The sequence below is a fragment of the Paraferrimonas sp. SM1919 genome, from assembly GCF_010993985.1.
GTDB lineage: Bacteria > Pseudomonadota > Gammaproteobacteria > Enterobacterales > Shewanellaceae > SM1919.
In genome coordinates this window covers 51,042-69,783 of sequence record NZ_WINH01000021.1, presented here as the reverse complement: position 1 = coordinate 69,783, position 18,742 = coordinate 51,042, and the positions used below count along the sequence as shown (strand labels likewise).

Genomic DNA, 18,742 nt, shown 5'->3' with positions numbered 1-18,742 from the left:
TTGGTCGGTGATGAGGGATTTGAACCCCCGACCCTCTGGTCCCAAACCAGATGCGCTACCAAACTGCGCTAATCACCGAATTGTACTTTGCCATTTATATGGACTTTAAATTTGGTCGGTGATGAGGGATTTGAACCCCCGACCCTCTGGTCCCAAACCAGATGCGCTACCAAACTGCGCTAATCACCGATATCATTTTTCAAAAGTAAAGTGGGGTGACTGATGGGACTTGAACCCACGACAACCGGAATCACAATCCGGGGCTCTACCAACTGAGCTACAATCACCACTGATTACTCTAAACACTGATCTGGCGCGCCTAGGAGGATTTGAACCTCCGGCCTCACCCTCCGGAGGGGTGCGCTCTATCCAGCTGAGCTATAGGCGCTCGTCCTTCCAGTGTCACCGCCGAAGCAGTGGCGCGTATAATACGGTTTCACCATTGCTTCGTCCAGTAAAAAATTCGCTTTTTTGTTGCGTTTGTTCAAACTTTGGCTGATTTAGCCAGCTATTAACTTGAATTGGCTTAGTTTAAATCATTGTCATTACAATCAACGACACTCACTAACAAAAAAATTAAATTTATTTATTCAACATTGCCCTTAAGTTTGCGATGTTGGCTTTACCTTTTTGTTGATTCTCATGTGCCGAGATTTGTTGTCTTTGCTGACCTTCCCAAATTAGGTCGTCTTGTGGCAACTCATGTAAAAATCGGCTTGCTTCACAACGAATGCTTTCCCCAAATTGTCGCCGCTCACGACACATGGTAAACCATAGCACTTGCTGAGCTCGGGTGATCCCCACATAGGCAAGTCGTCTTTCTTCTTCCACCTCACCATCGTCGATACTGGTTTGATGTGGCAGCAACCCCTCTTCCATGCCTACCATAAACACATACGGAAACTCCAAGCCTTTAGATGAATGTAACGTCATCAATTGCACTTGGTCACCATTCTCTTCTTCGTTGTTGCGCTCCATCATGTCACGCAGGCATAAACGTGTCACCGCTTGCTCGACGGTCATCGGCTCGTCTAGCTCATCACCTTCCAGCATTTCGGTTATCCATCGATACAACTCTGAAACGTTCTTCATTTTCATTTCCGCCGCCTTTGGGCTTGGGGAAGTTTCATAAAGAAAGTCTTCGTAGTTAATTAGCCTTACCAACTCTTTTACCGCAGCTAATGAATCTCCCCGCTCAGCATTATCGGCAGTTTCAACCATCATCCTAGCAAACTTTTCTACCGCATGATGGGCGGCACTTGGTAATACATGCTTTAACCTGACATCACAAGCCGCGGCAAACATGGAGCAATTCAGTTCATTAGCAAGTTGGCCAACTTTTTCTAAAGTTGCGGGGCCAATACCTCGTTTAGGGGTATTAATTATGCGTAACAGAGCATTATCATCATCTGGATTAACCAATAATCGAAAATAAGCCATCATGTCTTTGACTTCTGCTCGCGAGAAAAATGAGGTGCCGCCAGACATCCGATAAGGAATACGGTTAGTCATCAATGACTTTTCAAACACCCTTGATTGGTGGTTACCGCGGTACAATATCGCATAATCACCATAGTTGGTGTTGTTCATAAACTTATGACGAATGATCTCAGCCACCACACGATCCGCTTCTTGATCTTCATTGGGGGCAGTAATGACCCGCATTTTCTCTCCGTAATCGAGTTCACTAAATAATGACTTATCAAATACATGGGGATTATTGGCAATCAGGATATTGGCTGCATTCAAAATACAACCACTAGAGCGATAGTTTTGTTCTAGCTTAATCAACTCTAACCTTGGAAAATCTTTAGATAGCAGTACTAGGTTTTGGGGCTTGGCCCCACGCCAGGAATAAATCGACTGATCGTCATCGCCAACCACGGTAAATAAGGCGCGAGTGCCCACCAGCAGTTTCACCAATAGGTACTGACTGGTATTGGTATCTTGATATTCATCGACTAACAAGTAACGAATTTTTTGCTGCCATTTGTCCCGAACCTGTTCATTTTGCTGTAATAACAGTGTTGGCATCAAAATCAGGTCATCAAAATCGAGGGCGTTATATGCCTTTAGATGTCGCTGATAACGTTCATATAAGCTAGCGAATAACTGAGTTTGCGCATCTTTAGCGCGAGCCATTGCCCCCTTGGGCAACAATAAATCATTCTTCCAATTAGAAATATGATTTAAAAGGTTGTTGAGTAGATCCTTATCACCGTCTAGTTCATCTTCGGTTAGGTCTTTTAACAACGCTAGCGCATCAGTTTGATCGAATAAGGTAAAATTGGCTTTTAATCCGAGGTGATGGCTTTCTTTACGAATAATATCTAAACCTAAGGTATGAAAAGTAGAAATCCACAGGCCGCGGCTTTCTTTACGTCCTAAGGTCTGCGCCACACGCTCTTTCATTTCTCTAGCGGCTTTATTGGTAAAGGTCAGCGCCGCAATATTACGGGCCCGATAACCACAATCTTGGATGAGGTGAGCAATTTTATTAGTGATAACCCGGGTTTTACCACTGCCTGCACCCGCTAGCACCAAACATGGGCCAGTGACATAATGTACTGCTTTATCTTGCCCTGGATTTAACTTCACTCTTTTACCCTTACCTAGTCATTTGAGTCTGTCGACCTTGCATGTTTACTTTATGTGAATCTGCGGCCAGCGTTTTAGCCATTTCTACTGGGTTGAAGCTCATTGGTGTGGAACAACCACACATTACTCGCGTCACCTTCTTCTTTTTGGATAAACAGCAAAGACTTACAAACTGCTTTCGATCCAAATAGTAAAGATCAACAGACCCTAAACACGCAATTTTATACCAAATTGCTTAAGGCGACCATTAACCAAATTTAAAACAACCGAATCATTTACTGACATATCTATCCTTGTGAGATGTGATTGAGATCACTAAAATGAATGAACGTTCATTCATTTTTATTTTTTATGTCAGATAAACGCTTAATCATCTTAGAAAATCTAGAATCCATTATTGCAACAGAGGGCTATGACAAGCTATCAATGGCGAAGCTAGCAAGACTTTCTAATGTGGCTGCAGGTACGATTTATCGCTATTTCAAGGATAAAGAAGATCTATTAATGTCACTGAAAAAACAGCTATCGACTCGATATCTAAGACAAATAAGCGCTGGCGTGAAATTAACACATTGTAATTATGAAACTTTCCGCCAGGTATGGTTTAACCTGCTGGAATTACATACTCAACGCAACCCCAAACAACTTTCTATTGAACAATATCTTGCTTTGCCCAGTGAAGATCCCAAGCAATCTTTACAACTTTTAGAGGCAACCTTGAGCGAATTTGATGAGTTCTTTAGGGATGGTGTTGAAAACCGAATCCTGTACCCAAAAGATTACCAAATGCTTGCTATTGTCAGTTTTGCTGCCACAGCCAACATAGGTACTCGCGTTCGTTTGGGTTATACCTTTGACAAAGATTGGCTAGAACAAGCTTGTTTTCAAGCCTGGACTAGCATTGCCATTAATCCCAAAGCTGTTTAGAGAGTCGTTATTATGAAGAAGTGGGTCCTGTTTATGATCTTACTTGCCGCTGCCTTATTTGGTTCGGTGGGTTATTACAATTTTGTTGTTATCTCTGGAAAAATTGAGGCATTTAAGAATAGACCCGAGCCCAATTTTCCGGTCACCACTATCATCACTAGGCACCAAGATTGGCAGCCAAGCATTAATGCTATTGGCTTTATAGAACCTAATCAAGGCGTCATGTTAGCAACTGAAGCTGCCGGGAGAATCAGTAAAATTAATTTTATTAACGGCACGGCAGTAAGCCAAGGTGATGCGCTGATTGAGCTCAATTCTAAGGTCGAGCAAGCTAACCTTAAGGCTGCTCAAGTTCGCGTACCTGCGGCTAAAGCTGACTACCAACGTATGCAACGCCTATACAAAAATAATTCGGTGTCTAAGGCTGATTTAGATACCGCCGATGCCAACTACCAAAAGCTGCTTGCTGAAATTGAATCTTTAAAAGCCACCATCGATCGTCGCCAAATCCGTGCGCCATTCTCTGGCTTAATTGGTATTCGTGAAGTTAACCTTGGCCAATACGTTAATGTTGGCACCAATGTGGTTCAGTTAGAAGACATTTCGACCATGAAGCTGCGCTTTACCGTACCACAAACTGAACTGTCTAAAATTTCAGTTGGCACCCCAATTATGGTACAAGTTGAAGCCTTTAAGAATGAGATATTTTCTGGCCAAATAGCCGCCATTGAACCTGCAGTATTTGCCCAATCCGGCCTTATTCAAGTTCAGGCGGCAATTCCAAACCAGCAACAAAAGCTGCGCTCTGGCATGTTTGCCAAAGTAGCCATTATGCTGCCTAAGCTAGAAAACCAAATCGTACTGCCACAGACGGCGATTAACTTTACCTTATATGGTACTTCTGTATTTACCGTGGACAGTGATTCACGGGTTGAAGAAATTAACGTAAAAGTGCTCGAACGTGAAGGTAATCATGCCCATGTAACGGGTATTGATGCAGGTGTTACAGTGGTCACTTCAGGGCAAATCCGTCTTAGTAACGGTGCTTTAGTTAAAGAAGTTGAAGACAAAGCATTAACTGCGACCGAAATGCCTAAGCTGTAGGAAAATCCGATGAAGTTTACCGATATATTTATAAAAAGACCGGTATTTGCTATCTCCATTAGTTTGATGATTCTGCTGCTTGGAGTTTACTCCATCTTTAAGCTGCAGGTACGCGAATACCCAGAAATGACCAATACGGTGATCACTGTAAATACCAGCTATTATGGTGCCGATGCCGACCTAATGCAGGGCTTTATTACCCAACCATTAGAGCAAGCCATTGCCCAAGCGGATAATATTGATTTTATGACGTCCCAGTCTTTCCTTGGACGCTCCACAATTACCGTTAATATGAAGCTAAATACCGACCCTAATGGAGCATTAGCAGAGGTATTGGCAAAAGTGAATTCAGTACGCTCAAAACTGCCTCGAGAGGCCATGGATCCTACCGTTGAGATGAGTACCGGTTCACAAACGGCTGTGCTTTATATTAGCTTCTCATCTAAAAAAATTAATGCTTCACAGATCACTGATTACCTTGAGCGAGTGGTGCGCCCTAAACTATTTACTGTTAATGGTGTCGCTAAAGTTAACCTGTTCGGTGGCATACAATACGCCATGCGTATTTGGCTAGATCCCGCCCGTATGGGTGCCTTTGGCATGAGCGCCGCTGATGTATCAAATGTACTACAGGCCAACAATTTCCAGTCTGCAGTAGGCCAAGCGAACAGCTTTTACACCCTAATGAATGGCACCGCTGATACTCAGGTTGCCACCACAGAAGAGTTAAGCCGCCTAATTGTGGGGTCTAATCAAGGCCGCGTTATTCGCCTTGGTGACATCGCCGATATCTCTATGGAGAAAAGCCATGACACCTACCGCGCCCTGGCCAATGGTAATGAAGCAGTTGTCGTTGCCATTGATGTTACCCCAACGGCAAACCCGCTGAACGTAGCCGCTGACATTAAAGCTTTATTACCAGAAATTGAACGCAACACCCCAAGCACCATTGAGATGCAATTGCTTTATGATAAAACCAAAGCCATTGAGGAATCGATTAATGAAGTCATTAATACCATTGTTGAAGCTGCTATCATTGTAGTGATCGTCATCACTCTATTCTTAGGCTCATTAAGAGCGGTAGTCATCCCTATTATTACCATTCCGCTGTCACTGATTGGTGTGGCCATGGTGATGTCTGCCTTTGGTTTTAGTTTAAACCTAATGACCCTACTGGCGATGGTATTAGCCATTGGCTTGGTTGTCGATGATGCTATTGTTGTTGTAGAAAATGTGGATAGGCATCTTAAAAATGGCGAAACGCCCTTCAGGGCTGCCATTATTGGTACCCGTGAGATCGCCATGCCAGTTATCTCTATGACCATTACTCTAGCTGCCGTTTATGCTCCGATTGCTTTAATGGATGGTATTACCGGTTCGCTATTTAAAGAATTTGCATTAACCCTAGCTGGCGCGGTATTTATTTCGGGCATTGTGGCACTGACCTTATCCCCTATGATGTGTGCCAAACTACTCAAACACAGTGATAAACCAAACCGCTTTGAAGCGATGGTAAACAGCAATCTTGATAACTTAAGTAATGGCTATAACAAACTATTAGGTGTGGTACTGCAGCGCCGCCCAGCGGTGATCATTTTTGCGGTGCTGACTTTCCTGTGTATGCCAGTGCTATTTAAGCTTATTCCAAGTGAACTGGCACCCAACGAAGATAAGTCGGTACTGATGATGATGGGTAATGCCCTGTCTAATGCCAACTTAGACTACATCCAAGCCAACATGGAGTTGGTGACTAATATGCTTAGCGAACAGCCTGAAACAGCCGCATCACTGGCTATGGTCGGCATTCCCAATGCCAACCAAAGCTTTGGTATCGCACCATTGGTGCCTTGGTCCGAACGGGAACGCAGCCAAAAACAAATGCAGCAATTTGTTGGCCAGCAGGTAAAAGATATCCCTGGTATTGCCTTAACCACCTTCCAAATGCCTGAGCTTCCAGGTGCGGGCAGTGGTTTACCGATTCAGTTAGTGATTACCACTTCAAATTCATTCGAATCATTATTTCAGGTAGCCAATGACATGCTAATGAAGGTGCAAGCAAATCCAGGTTTTGTGTTCTCAAACCTAGACCTTAAGTTTGATTCGGCCACCATGAAGCTGCATATCAAGCGTGATATGGCAGGCAGTTACGGCATAACCATGCAAGATATCGGTATCACGCTATCAACCCTAATGAGTGACGGTTACATTAACCGTATTAACCTTGCTGGTCGCTCCTACGAGGTGATCACCCAGGTTGAACGGCAACACCGTCAAGGGCCAGAATCCCTTGAAGGCTACTATGTTAAGGCTGCTGATGGTCGTATGATCCCGCTTTCAAGCTTGGTTGAGATTGAAATTAAAACTCAGCCACGCTCGCTGTCGCACTTTAACCAAATGAACTCTGCCACCATAGGTGCGGTAGCGCCAGGTATGGCGATGGGTGATGCCATTAGCTTTATGACCGAACTGGCCGATGCCATGCCAAAGGGTTACAGCTATAACTTTATGGGTGAAGCGCGTCAGTATGTGAGCGAAGGCTCTGCACTTTACCTTACCTTTGCCTTGGCTATTGCGGTGATCTTCTTAGTACTGGCCAGTCAGTTTGAGTCGGTCCGCGATCCGTTAGTCATTCTTGTGTCGGTACCGTTAGCCATCAGTGGTGCGTTAATTGCCATGGGCTGGACCCATTTATCGGGCCTAACCTCGATGAACATTTACTCGCAAATTGGTTTGATTACCCTAGTGGGTCTGATCACCAAGCACGGTATCTTAATGTGTGAAGTGGCCAAAGAAGAGCAAATTAATGCCGGCTTAAACCGCCTAGAAGCGATTAAGTACGCTGCGACCATTCGTTTGCGCCCGATTTTAATGACGACTGCAGCAATGGTGGCGGGTTTAATACCGCTGCTATTTGCGGTAGGCGCAGGCGCGATAGCCCGCTTTAACATTGGCCTTGTGATTGTGGCAGGCCTTGCCCTAGGTACACTTTTTACACTGTTTGTACTGCCGGTGATTTACAGCCTATTAGGTGAAAAACACAAGCCATTGCCAGAGTTTAAAGAAAACTAGGAAAGTCGAAAGTCGAAAGTCGAAAGTCGATTAGAATCAAAAAGGGTTGCTAACAAGCAACCTTTTTTATATCCGAATAAAGATAACCGAATCCGTATTTCTCGAGCTGTGAAGCAGCGTTCTCGAAGTCACGCAGTGACGCTCTCGAAACGAAGTGATCTCGTAGGCGAAGCCGCCCTCTATGCCTGCGCCATTCAGCTTAGATTCACCGACATACAGTAGAATGCATTTTAATCTACTAGCAAATTAAGGTTAACAAATGAAATCAAGAACAATAATTGCAACCTTAGTTGCAGCACTTATCACACCGAACATGGCAGTAGCTAAGCCTTGGTTTGAACCACCGGGCCATAGCAAACATCATAAGCATAAATCTAAACATCACGATGAAGTGCATGTTATTCATCATCACAAAAGACACAAGCGCTACCGTAAGGATTGGCTCCCAGAAGCTGCCGCGCTGGCGGTCATTGCTGGTATTAGTTATGCCATTATCGACGGCGAATATTACAAAAGAAAAGGTGATGAATACTATCTAGTTGACGAGCCACCAAGGCATAAAGGAAAAATAGGTAAGATAGTTGATAGCTTGCCTGCTGGCGCCACTGTTGTTCACAAACATGGTGAGCAATATTTTGTTGCCAATGGCCGCTGGTATTCACAACTCGCCAATGGCAAGTACGTTATCGTTAAGCCTCTTCGTTAATCGGCATTCGAGTTAAGCGGTAAATGGTCCACAAATTTGCCGCTATCATACTCAGTTCAAGTAAAATCCCACCAACAGAGCCAACCACCAAATTATTTGCTAACCACAATACGGCTCCGATAACAAACGTCAATCTCATCGCCACACCCGTTAAACAAAACAATCCTATTGAGCCTACTGCTGTCGCCATAATTGGTAACCAATCGGCACTGCTTTGAGCATATTGAGCCCCCAAAAATAATGCTAAAGCAACGAACACCAAGGCTAACCATTTGCTCTGAATATGAATAGAAAGATAAGTGCGTAAGCAAGAAATAAGTGCGCCAGTTAACGACGTTATCGCACCTAATAGAAGATAATGAATGGAGTGGCTAATATTGAGCAACAACATCAACCGTTTAAGCTTAAGGTCATCCTTTTGGCTAAAGCTGGCCACCCCGAGGGCAAAACTGAGCAGGCCAAAGGCCTGCCCAGTAATAAGTAAAACTGAACTATCCATCCAATAATTCTATAATTACCGGTTACGTTTCAAAATTACCATAACGGCAATCAAGGCTAAGATCATCGTATACCAGCCTTGGCTGATGGCTTCTACTGGTGTAATAGTAAAAGTTGAGGCTAACAATAAAGCCTGTGCACCGTATGGCAATAAACCTTGAACCACACAGGCGAAAATATCTAATATGCTGGCACTGCGACGCGGGGCAATATCATGTTTAACGGCTAAGTCACGAGCAAGTTGTGAACTGACAATAATCGCAACGGTATTATTGGCTACACAAAAGTTACTGACAGAGACAATACCAGCAATACCTAGCTCCGCCGAGCGTGCTGATGTTTTGCCAGCTTGTGAAGCCATTTTTGCCATTAGGTTTTCTACCTTTTGACGAATGAACTCAAGTCCACCTTGTTGTTGCATCATCGCCGCTAAGCCACCAACCAAGAGTGATAGTAAGAAAATATCTTGCATGCTTTCAAAGCCGACAATGATGTCATTAACCATTGCCATCATCGAATATTGATGCTGGATAATGCCACTCAGGCCAGCCATGATGATACCAATGACCAATACTGCAAATACATTTAATCCCGCTACCGCCAGAATAAGAATTGATAAATAAGGGATCACGCTAAAGAAGTTATATTCCTCTGGGAGCATTGGGACAGAACCACCGCCAGAGTGCCAATAAAGTAATAACGTAACCAAGGCTGCCGGAATCGCATAAATGAGGTTCTCACGGAATTTATCCGTCATGCGAGCCCCCTGGGTTCGAGTAGAAGCAATCGTAGTATCAGAAATAATAGAAAGGTTATCACCAAACATTGCCCCTGATAGCATTGCACCAGCCATTAAACCAGGCTCTATACCGGCTTGTTGAGAAACCCCCAAGGCAATCGGCGCCACCGCCGCAATGGTGCCCATTGAAGTACCCATCGAAGTCGCAATAAAAGCAGAAATAATAAAGAAACCAGGCAACAAAAAATCAGAGGGAATCAAACTTAAGCCCATAGCAACGGTGTTATCTACGCCACCTGTGGCTTTAGCAACACTGGCAAACGCTCCAGCAAGTAGATAGATAATACACATCGCAATAATATTGCTATTACCCATGCCTTTGATAAAGGTATTGATAGCATCATTAAGCTTTTCTTTAGATAAGATCACCGCCAAAATAATCGCCGGAATCGTTGCTACCGCAGAAGGCAATTCATAAAAAGCGTATTCCACACCTTGAAACTGGAAATATAGACCCGCACCAATAAAAAAGAGTAGGAAGGTTAAAAGGGGCAGCAATGCAATTACACTGGCTTTTGGTGTTGCTGAAGAGTTAGCACTCACGTTAGTTTCTCGTTATAACTTGTTTAACATAGTGTAGGCAAAACAATGCCACCTACAAGGTTGCTAATTCGATCCATTGAATAAGTGCCACAGCATAAAAAAAACACAGCCTCAAGTCAATCTAGACGTCTAGACGGGCAAAATGGTTTTAGCCAAGTAAATTGCCTCAATTATTCAGCTCAGCTTAATATTTATTCTATATAAAGGTACAATAAGCACATAATAACAATACAAGGTTTTCATACAGTTATGCACATTCATATCCTAGGGATTTGTGGCACTTTTATGGGTGGTATTGCCGTTTTAGCTAAACAGATGGGCTATAAGGTGACCGGCAGTGATGCCAATGTATACCCCCCAATGAGTACTCAGCTTGAGCAACAGGGGATAGAGCTTATTCAAGGGTTCGATCCCGAACAGCTGAATCCACAACCTGATATTGTGGTGATTGGCAATGCCATGAGCAGAGGTAACCCTTGTGTTGAGGCAGTCCTTAATCAAAATCTCAATTATGTCAGTGGTCCCGAGTTTTTAGCCAAACATATTCTGAAAGACAAGTGGGTACTAGCCGTCTCTGGCACCCATGGTAAAACTACCACTGCTAGTATGTTAGCCTGGATTTTAGAGCACAACGGTTATCAGCCTGGGTTTCTTATTGGTGGCGTACCGCAAAACTTCGGGGTTTCTGCCCGTTTAGGTGAGAGTCAGTTTTTTGTAGTAGAAGCCGACGAATACGACAGTGCCTTTTTTGATAAACGTTCTAAGTTTGTCCATTACCGCCCTAAAACCCTAGTGATTAATAACCTAGAGTTTGATCATGCGGATATTTTTAAAGACTTAGCCGCCATTCAAACCCAGTTCCACCACCTTATTCGTACCGTTGCAGGTATGGGTCAAGTGATCTATCCCCAGGATGTAGAGAGTATTAAGCAAGTGCTGGATATGGGTTGCTGGTCTGAACAACTTATGGTGGGTGCAGATTCATGGCATACCAAAGCTGAGCATCCCGGTCAGCTAAGCCTATTTAACCAAGATCAAAAACAAACCGAGTTTACTTGGCCATTACTGGGCGAACACAATCAACAAAATGCGCTAATGGCCATGATGGCAGCCCGCCATGTAGGCGTGGAAGCCGGCCATGCAGGTGAAGCTTTAGCCCTGTTTGATGCCCCCAAACGCCGTTTAGAGTTGCTCTATCAAGCAAACGATATCGAACTGTACGATGATTTTGCCCATCACCCAACGGCTATCGAGCTTACCCTTGACGGTGTAAAAAAACAGCGTCCAGGTAAGCGTATTATTGCTATTGTTGAACCTCGAAGTGCTACCATGAAAAAAGGTACTCACAAGAACACCTTAGCTAAGGCTTTACAACAAGCTGATGTCGTACTTATGTATCAACCGCAAGATATTAGCTGGAGCCTTGAGCAAGCAATGGCCAACTGCTCAAATCAGATAAAGATATTTGAAAAAATTGAAGATTTAAAAAATCATGCGCTAAATCTACTAAAATCAGGTGACTGCGCCATCATTATGAGTAATGGTGGTTTTGGTGGCTTAGCACAGTCTTTACCCAAAGCGCTTGAGGAAATAAATGCCTAAAAATAATGTCATAAGTGTGGCCTGGACAGGTGCCTCGGGAGCCCCTTATGGTCTAAAATTGGTAGGTCAGCTTTTAGCGGCGGATTATAGGGTATTACTCATGGTTTCGGCAGCGGCTAGGGTAGTTCTAAAAGCTGAACATGGTCTGGGCCTCAGCGCTGCGCCAGAAAAAGCAACCGAGCAATTACTTGAGCACTATAATGCCCAACCAGAGCAGTTAAAGGTCTACGGCAAAGATGACTGGTTTTCTCCAGTAGCTTCTGGCTCATCGGCCCCTAAGGCGATGGTTGTTTGCCCTTGCTCTACTGGTTCACTGGCGGCCATAGCAACAGGCATGAGTAATAACCTTATTGAACGAGCGGCCGACGTAATACTGAAAGAGCGAGGGCAGCTTATTTTAGTTCCAAGGGAAATGCCTTATAACGCCATTCACCTAGAACATATGCTAACGCTGACCAAAATGGGCGCAACGATTATGCCTGCGTCCCCTGGTTTTTATCATAACCCACAAACCATTGACGATATTGTGGATTTTGTTGTTGCAAGGATCATGGATCATCTGGGCATCAAACAACAACTTATGCAACCTTGGGGTTATAACCCTAAGTAACTGTATTTAAGCGAGTACTTTATGCAACATACTATCGAAACCATGATCAGCGAAGCTGAAATTTTACAGCGCGTTGATGAACTAGCAAAGCAAATCAATAAAGACTATGCCAATTCCAAGGGAATTTTAATGGTCGCCCTTTTAAAAGGTTCGGTCACCCTGATGGCAGATTTATGTCGTCGCTTAAATGGCGATATTGAACTCGATTTTATGTCTGTTTCAAGCTACGGCACATCAATGGAATCAAGCCGAGATGTGAAAATCCTCAAAGATGTTGAAAGTGATATTAATGGCCGTGATGTCTTGATTGTGGAAGACATTATCGATACTGGCAATACGCTTTCAAAGGTCTGTGAAATATTTCAAATGCGCGCTCCTAATAGCGTAAAAATCGTGACTTTACTCGATAAGCCTTCTCGCCGTGAAGTTGAAGTACCTGTAGACTATGTCGGTTTTGCGATACCTGACGAATTTGTGGTTGGCTATGGCATTGATTATGCCCAACGCTATCGCAACTTACCTTACATAGCCAAAGTCGTTCCGACTGAATAATATTTAAATTAAGGGATTATGACTCATTCATCGAATTTGGCGCTTTCCATTAGCGCTCTGACTAAAACCTATGCTGGCGGTACCCAAGCCCTTAAAGGCATTGACCTTGAAGTTCAGCAAGGTGATTTTTTTGCATTACTTGGTCCAAATGGCGCTGGTAAGTCCACCAGCATAGGAATCATCACTTCCTTGGTGAACAAAACCTCAGGCAAAATTGAAGTATTTGGCCATGACATTGATCGTCAACTAGAAGCCGCCAAACAATGTATTGGACTGGTTCCTCAAGAGTTCAACTTTAACCAATATGAAACCCTAATCCAAATTGTGGTTAACCAAGCTGGTTATTATGGCATCCCAAGGACTGAAGCCTACAAGCGTGCTCAAAAGTACTTAACACAATTGGATTTATGGCATAAAAAAGATGCCCCCGCCCGTGAGCTATCTGGTGGAATGAAACGCCGCTTAATGATTGCCCGCGCGCTCATGCATGAACCTAAGCTATTAATTTTGGATGAGCCTACTGCCGGGGTAGATATTGAACTTCGGCGCTCTATGTGGGACTTCCTGCAAAAGATTAACCGTCAAGGGGTAACCATTATTTTAACGACTCACTACCTCGAAGAAGCTGAGATGTTGTGTCGCAACATTGGCATTATCGACCAAGGCAAGTTGATTGAATGCACCAGTATGAAAAACTTACTCAGTAAGCTCAATGTTGAAACATTTGTATTGGATTTAGAGCCACAAGCAGAGCAATTTGCACTACGCAACATCAGCCATCGCTGGGTAAATGATCACACCCTAGAGGTAGATGTTGCCAAAGAAGAAGGCCTTAACGGCGCTTTTGAACAACTTAGCCAAGCGGGCATCAAAGTATTATCTATGCGTAACAAAGCCAACCGCCTTGAAGAGCTGTTTGTATCGCTAGTTGAGCAAGGCAAGGAGCAAGCATAATGAAAGCCAATTACTGGGTCGCTTTTACCAGTATTTTTATTAAAGAGTGGAACCGTTTCACCCGTATTTGGGCGCAAACTCTGTTGCCACCAGCAATCACCAGTACCCTGTACTTTATGATTTTCGGCACCTTAATTGGTGAGCGTATCGGCCCTATGGGTGGCGTAAGCTACATGGAGTTTATCGCACCTGGCCTGATTATGATGACGGTGATTTCGAACTCCTATGCCAATGTCTCTTCGTCATTTTTTAGCGCTAAATTGCAACGTAATGTTGAAGAATTATTGGTAGCCCCAGTGCCTAACTATGTAATTATTGCGGGCTATGTGGGTGGCGGGGTAGCCCGTGGTTGCTTAATCGGTTTGATTGTTACTTGTGTTTCATTATTGTACATCGATCTCAATATACATAATGTTGCCTTAATCATGATTACGGTACTACTAACCGCCACTTTATTTGCTTTAGCTGGGTTAGTAAATGCCATCTATGCTAAGACCTTTGATGACATTAGTATTATTCCTACCTTTGTGCTAACACCATTAACATACTTGGGCGGGGTATTCTACTCACTGTCATTACTGCCTGAATTTTGGCAGGGCGTATCGTCACTGAACCCAATTGTCTACATGATCAACGCATTTAGATACGGTTTCCTAGGGTTTGCAGATTTCAGTGTACCTTTCTCACTGGCTATTATTATTGGCTTTATTGCTGTGCTATACGCTATTTGTCACTACCTTATCGCAACCGGGAAAGGGTTAAGAAGTTAATGAACGATTCAAGGGTGATCACCACCAACCAAAATGGCCTAAACGAACAGTTGGATGAAGTGGTATTAAAGCACTTACAAACCCCGTTTAAAAAGCCAATATCGACCCATACCCAAGCTGCATTTGACGAGCTCGATGCAGTAGTAAAAGCGTCAACCAAGCCGCTTATCTTGGATTCTTGCTGCGGTGTGGGTGAATCTACCCGTGAGCTTAGTAAACGCCACCCTAAGGCGCTGATTATCGGTCTGGATAAATCTGCCCACCGCCTTGGCAAGCACGAAGCCAGTTCAGAACATGGTGAGTATTATCTGGCGCGAGTGGACTTAAATGACTTTTGGCGCTTGGCTGTTGCTGCAGGCTGGCAACCAAGCCACCATTACTTGTTGTATCCCAACCCTTGGCCAAAGGCGAAACACCTGCAAAGGCGTTGGCATGGAGCATCGGTATTTCCAAGTATTATTGCCCTAGGTGGTAAACTGGAATTACGCAGCAATTGGGCGATATACTTACAGGAATTCCAGCGGGCGTTGGAATTGGCAGGGCACCAAAGTCAGTTCAACGAGCTACTAACGGATAACCCAATCACGCCATTTGAACGTAAATATCAAGCAAGTGGTCAACAACTTTGGCAACTTCAATGCACTTTATAAGGTAAACAATAATGATTAATCCACAAAAACTGGAAAGCCTTGCCAAGCAGTTGCATGAATCTATGCCTGAGGGCATTAAGCAATTTGCCAACAATACTCAAGAAAAAGGACTAGGTCTATTAGAGCAACAACTGCAAAAGCTCGATCTTGTCAGTCGCGAAGAGTTTGAACTGCAAAAGCAAGTACTACAAAAGACACGCGCCAAGGTAGAAGCCCTTGAGCAAGAACTGGCAGCACTCAAAGCCAAATTAGAGCGAGACTAGGGTATATTACCCCAATGAAAGCCCTTTCATAGCAATAGGCTCCTTCTAGGAGCCTTTTTTTTTGGCTAAATTCCTGAGCTTTACTATCTTTTGAACAGTTAATTCTAATGTGGCAGTTATGCCCATAAGCACTTTCAAAGGGGAGTATTGATGAATTTTCGCTTAAACCAACTTACCAGTGCCCTCATCGCCATATGTTTAACCCCAAACGTCACCTTCGCCAATGAAGATGAGAACTATGTAGAAGTTATCGAGGTTAAAGGCTTTAGGGGCAGTATATTTAAAGCCTTAAATGAAAAGCGCACCAGTGACACCGTTGTTGATGCCATCTCTGCAGATGATATGGGCGCCCTACCTGATGCTTCCATTGCCGATGCTCTTACTCGGATGCCAGGGGTAACTGCGGTGCGCACTGGTGGCCAAGCCAGCGGCTTGAACATTCGTGGTTTAGATGGCAGTTTTATTCAAACCACACTCAATGGCCGCGAGCAGGTCACTACGGGTGGTAAGCGGGAAATTCAATTTGACCAATACCCCTCCGAGCTCATCAATCAGGCACAGGTGTATAAATCCCAGAAAGCCTCACTCATCGAAGGTGGCGTCGCCGGTACCGTTGAGCTGCAAACGGTTAATCCGTTAGACAAAGAACAAGATCATAACTTTAGTTACAACATAAGAGGTAGCTATAACGACCGAGCCAGTCAAGTGAGTGACGCTGACGAGTACGGCCGCCGTATCAGTTTCGCTTACCAAGGTAAATTCTTAGAAGAAACCCTCGGATTTTCCCTTGGCTATGCTCACCTGTATCAACCTTCTGTTGCAAACCAGTTTGTCGGGCTGAGATTTAACGATGGAAAAGCCACCATTGATGGTAAAGAAGTTAATATTTCCGAGGGCTTTGAGCTACAACAAAAAGGGGGCCAGGAAACTCGCGACGGCTATATGGCTTCATTGCATTACCTACCCAATGATAATTGGAAGATTGTCGGCGATTTTTTCTACTCTAAGTTTGATTCAGAAACCTTTTCCCGAGGTTTTAGGGTTAAACACCTAAAAAATGGCGATATTGTTGATCCTATTATTACCCAGGGCAGCGACAGCTATTCGATGACAGGGGGAACGGTTAACTCTATCCCAGGGCAAAACTTCTCAATTTTTAATATCAACGATAACGGTTCCACCTTCTCTAAACTTACCAATGCTGGTTTAAATATTGAGTGGAATGACGGCGATCGCTGGCTTGTGGGCTTTGATATAGCACTATCAAAAGCCGATGGTGAATTTGTAAACGGGGGCACTCGTGCCGTTATTTATGATGACTTCGCCAATCAAACTCGCCGCGCGGAATCGGTGAGCTATCGATTAAATCGTCTTAATCCAGCCAGTGTAAGCATGACCGAAAGCTACACAAACCTAAATACACTAGGTTTAAAACAAGTTGGAATGTGGCCTTACAACCAACAAAATGAACTCTATTCAGCCAAGTTTGATGCCAGTTACCAGTTCGATTTAAATTATTTGAGCAGCATTGAATTTGGTGTCAGATATGCCGATAGAAGTTACCAAGCGCAGCGCTCACAAGCTGGCTATGGTAATGAATTTGACAATAACAACAGCAACCAACCCGTGCTTCAATTGACGCCAAACATGGCTAAGACTGTCAATTTTTCAGGTGAATTAGGTGGTTACCCTGATTTCACGGCTATTGATTTTCAACAAGCCGTGGCACTAGTCAATCAACAAAATGCCGTTAACGGACAACCACCGTTTATGCCAACTCAAAATTGGGAAAATAATTGGACTATGATCCAGTCTGGGGGCGTAAAAGAAAAAACGATTAGCGGTTATCTTCAAGCAAACCTAGATTTCGAATGGGGCGATACACCTGTGACAGGTAACATTGGGGTTAGAGTAATCAATAGCGATCAATCCAGTGATGGCTTACAGCAGGTGGGCCCAGGTAAAGGGGTGGCAATTGCAGATGGCAAAGGCGTCATCAGTGATGAGTATCTGCCCATATTGCGTGGCAAAAAATATACCGATGTGCTGCCATCCATTAATCTCAATTTTATGATCACCGATGATTCACAGATCCGCTTTGCTGCGGCATCCGTCATGGCCCGCCCACCCATCAATAAAATGAAAGCGGGTATGGGTTCCTGGTATAGTCCCGATTGTGGTGATACCCCTATTGATTCTAATACCCAGCGTTGTTATAACGCCTGGGGGAATACCAGTCCACTACTCGATCCTATGTATGCCGACCAAATTGATCTGTCCTATGAATACTACTTTGGAGATGGTTCTGGTGCCGCTACCGTAGCGCTGTTTTATAAAAATATTAAATCCTTTATTGAAAATAAAACCGAACGCAACTTTGACTTTACCCAAGCAGGCATTTATGTCCCTGACACCATCACCCAAAACGGCCAAGAATATCAGGTAGTAAAAAAAGGCGGGCAATACCAAACCGCCTACAACAATACCAAAGGTGGCTATATCCAAGGGGTCGAATTAGCGTTAACTCATACCTTTGATTACTTACCAAGTTTTTTAAGCAACTTAGGTTATAACGGCAGTTATTCCTATTCCGATTCTGAAGTGAAATACAGCACGGACTTATCCGGTGGCAATCGTTTGATCCCGCTTCCTGGGTTATCTAAACATGTGTTTAACAGTACCCTATTTTATGCTGATGGTGGCTTTGATACCCGCTTAAGCGCCCGTTACCGCAGTAGCTATGTAGGGGAGCAGGTGGCGGTAGAACCACAGCTGACCTATTTTGAAGCGGAAACCATTTTAGATTATCAGGCCAGTTATTCCTTCGACAACGGTTTAAAAGCCTTATTTCAGGTGAATAACCTTACCGACGAGCCGAATAAAACCTACTTTGGTGAACCCCAGCAAACCGGCACCATCCAATACTTTGGTCGCCAATATTACTTTGGGGTGAATCATGCGTTTTAGACGAGCACGGCTATGGTAGGCTACTGGACGGCTTCGCGCTGACAGCAAAAAAGCGACCATTGAGGTCGCTTTTTTCATTGGATTACGGACAGTATTCAGTCAGCGGTATTGTGCCTACTTGGCACTCCAA

Annotated in this window: 15 protein-coding genes and 4 tRNA genes; 12 read left to right on the top strand and 7 right to left on the bottom strand. The window is 44.0% G+C overall.

The features are described 5' to 3' along the window. Window position 1: 1 nt before the first annotated feature. The 5 genes from GFB48_RS13305 to rep form a co-directional block, all read right to left on the bottom strand. A tRNA-Pro gene (locus GFB48_RS13305) sits at window positions 2-78 on the bottom strand. 34 nt (window positions 79-112) lie between these two features. Then, window positions 113-189: transfer RNA gene (locus GFB48_RS13300), tRNA-Pro, on the bottom strand. 22 nt (window positions 190-211) lie between these two features. Beyond that, window positions 212-287, bottom strand: a tRNA-His gene (locus GFB48_RS13295). Window positions 288-311: 24 nt separating this feature from the next. Further along, window positions 312-388: transfer RNA gene (locus GFB48_RS13290), tRNA-Arg, on the bottom strand. Window positions 389-582: 194 nt separating this feature from the next. Further along, window positions 583-2,598, bottom strand: coding sequence for a DNA helicase Rep (gene rep, locus GFB48_RS13285; protein ID WP_163936617.1), 2,016 nt, complete (start codon window positions 2,596-2,598; stop codon window positions 583-585). Between the two features lie 324 nt (window positions 2,599-2,922). On the opposite strand from rep, the gene GFB48_RS13280 reads away from it, so the two are divergent. The 4 genes from GFB48_RS13280 to GFB48_RS13265 all read left to right on the top strand — a co-directional run bounded on the left by GFB48_RS13280 (window position 2,923) and on the right by GFB48_RS13265 (window position 8,404). Continuing rightward, window positions 2,923-3,525, top strand: a complete 603-nt coding sequence (locus GFB48_RS13280) for a TetR/AcrR family transcriptional regulator (RefSeq protein WP_163936614.1) — start codon at window positions 2,923-2,925, stop codon at window positions 3,523-3,525. Window positions 3,526-3,537: 12 nt separating this feature from the next. Then, window positions 3,538-4,629: an efflux RND transporter periplasmic adaptor subunit gene (locus GFB48_RS13275; RefSeq protein ID WP_163936611.1), complete on the top strand. Its 1,092-nt coding sequence runs from the start codon at window positions 3,538-3,540 to the stop codon at window positions 4,627-4,629. A 9-nt stretch (window positions 4,630-4,638) separates the two neighbouring features. Further along, on the top strand, window positions 4,639-7,698 hold the full coding sequence (locus GFB48_RS13270; RefSeq protein WP_163936608.1) for a multidrug efflux RND transporter permease subunit: 3,060 nt from the start codon (window positions 4,639-4,641) through the stop codon (window positions 7,696-7,698). A 259-nt stretch (window positions 7,699-7,957) separates the two neighbouring features. Next, a complete protein-coding gene (locus tag GFB48_RS13265; protein WP_163936606.1) occupies window positions 7,958-8,404 on the top strand; it encodes a DUF6515 family protein in 447 nt (148 codons plus the stop codon). On the opposite strand, the gene GFB48_RS13260 is transcribed toward GFB48_RS13265, so the two are convergent. Together GFB48_RS13260 and GFB48_RS13255 are read right to left on the bottom strand one after the other, a co-directional pair. Then, window positions 8,388-8,903: a YgjV family protein gene (locus GFB48_RS13260; protein WP_163936603.1), complete on the bottom strand. Its 516-nt coding sequence runs from the start codon at window positions 8,901-8,903 to the stop codon at window positions 8,388-8,390. The genes GFB48_RS13265 and GFB48_RS13260 overlap by 17 nt on opposite strands. Before the next feature lie 15 nt (window positions 8,904-8,918). Next, window positions 8,919-10,244, bottom strand: a complete 1,326-nt coding sequence (locus tag GFB48_RS13255) for a Na+/H+ antiporter NhaC family protein (RefSeq protein ID WP_163936600.1) — start codon at window positions 10,242-10,244, stop codon at window positions 8,919-8,921. A 249-nt stretch (window positions 10,245-10,493) separates the two neighbouring features. Between GFB48_RS13255 and mpl the strand changes: the two genes are divergently transcribed. The 8 genes from mpl (at window position 10,494) to GFB48_RS13215 (ending at window position 18,612) form a co-directional block, all read left to right on the top strand. Continuing rightward, a complete protein-coding gene (mpl, locus tag GFB48_RS13250; RefSeq protein ID WP_163936597.1) occupies window positions 10,494-11,846 on the top strand; it encodes a UDP-N-acetylmuramate:L-alanyl-gamma-D-glutamyl-meso-diaminopimelate ligase in 1,353 nt (450 codons plus the stop codon). Beyond that, a complete protein-coding gene (locus tag GFB48_RS13245) occupies window positions 11,839-12,456 on the top strand; it encodes a flavin prenyltransferase UbiX (protein ID WP_163936595.1) in 618 nt (205 codons plus the stop codon). The genes mpl and GFB48_RS13245 overlap by 8 nt, the downstream gene beginning before the upstream one ends. Window positions 12,457-12,477: 21 nt before the next feature. Further along, complete coding sequence (hpt, locus tag GFB48_RS13240) at window positions 12,478-13,008, top strand: hypoxanthine phosphoribosyltransferase (RefSeq protein ID WP_163936592.1); 531 nt, start codon at window positions 12,478-12,480, stop codon at window positions 13,006-13,008. Between the two features lie 18 nt (window positions 13,009-13,026). Further along, a complete protein-coding gene (locus GFB48_RS13235; RefSeq protein WP_163936589.1) occupies window positions 13,027-13,962 on the top strand; it encodes an ABC transporter ATP-binding protein in 936 nt (311 codons plus the stop codon). Next, the gene (locus GFB48_RS13230) at window positions 13,962-14,732 is read left to right on the top strand and encodes an ABC transporter permease (RefSeq protein ID WP_163936586.1); all 771 of its coding nucleotides are present in this window, start codon (window positions 13,962-13,964) and stop codon (window positions 14,730-14,732) included. Before GFB48_RS13235 ends, GFB48_RS13230 begins: the two co-directional genes overlap by 1 nt. Beyond that, window positions 14,732-15,382, top strand: coding sequence for a tRNA (guanosine(46)-N(7))-methyltransferase TrmB (locus GFB48_RS13225; protein WP_163936584.1), 651 nt, complete (start codon window positions 14,732-14,734; stop codon window positions 15,380-15,382). The genes GFB48_RS13230 and GFB48_RS13225 overlap by 1 nt, the downstream gene beginning before the upstream one ends. Before the next feature lie 11 nt (window positions 15,383-15,393). After that, complete coding sequence (locus GFB48_RS13220) at window positions 15,394-15,645, top strand: accessory factor UbiK family protein (RefSeq protein ID WP_163936580.1); 252 nt, start codon at window positions 15,394-15,396, stop codon at window positions 15,643-15,645. A 150-nt stretch (window positions 15,646-15,795) separates the two neighbouring features. Continuing rightward, on the top strand, window positions 15,796-18,612 hold the full coding sequence (locus GFB48_RS13215; RefSeq protein ID WP_240464876.1) for a TonB-dependent receptor: 2,817 nt from the start codon (window positions 15,796-15,798) through the stop codon (window positions 18,610-18,612). Window positions 18,613-18,742: the final 130 nt, after the last annotated feature.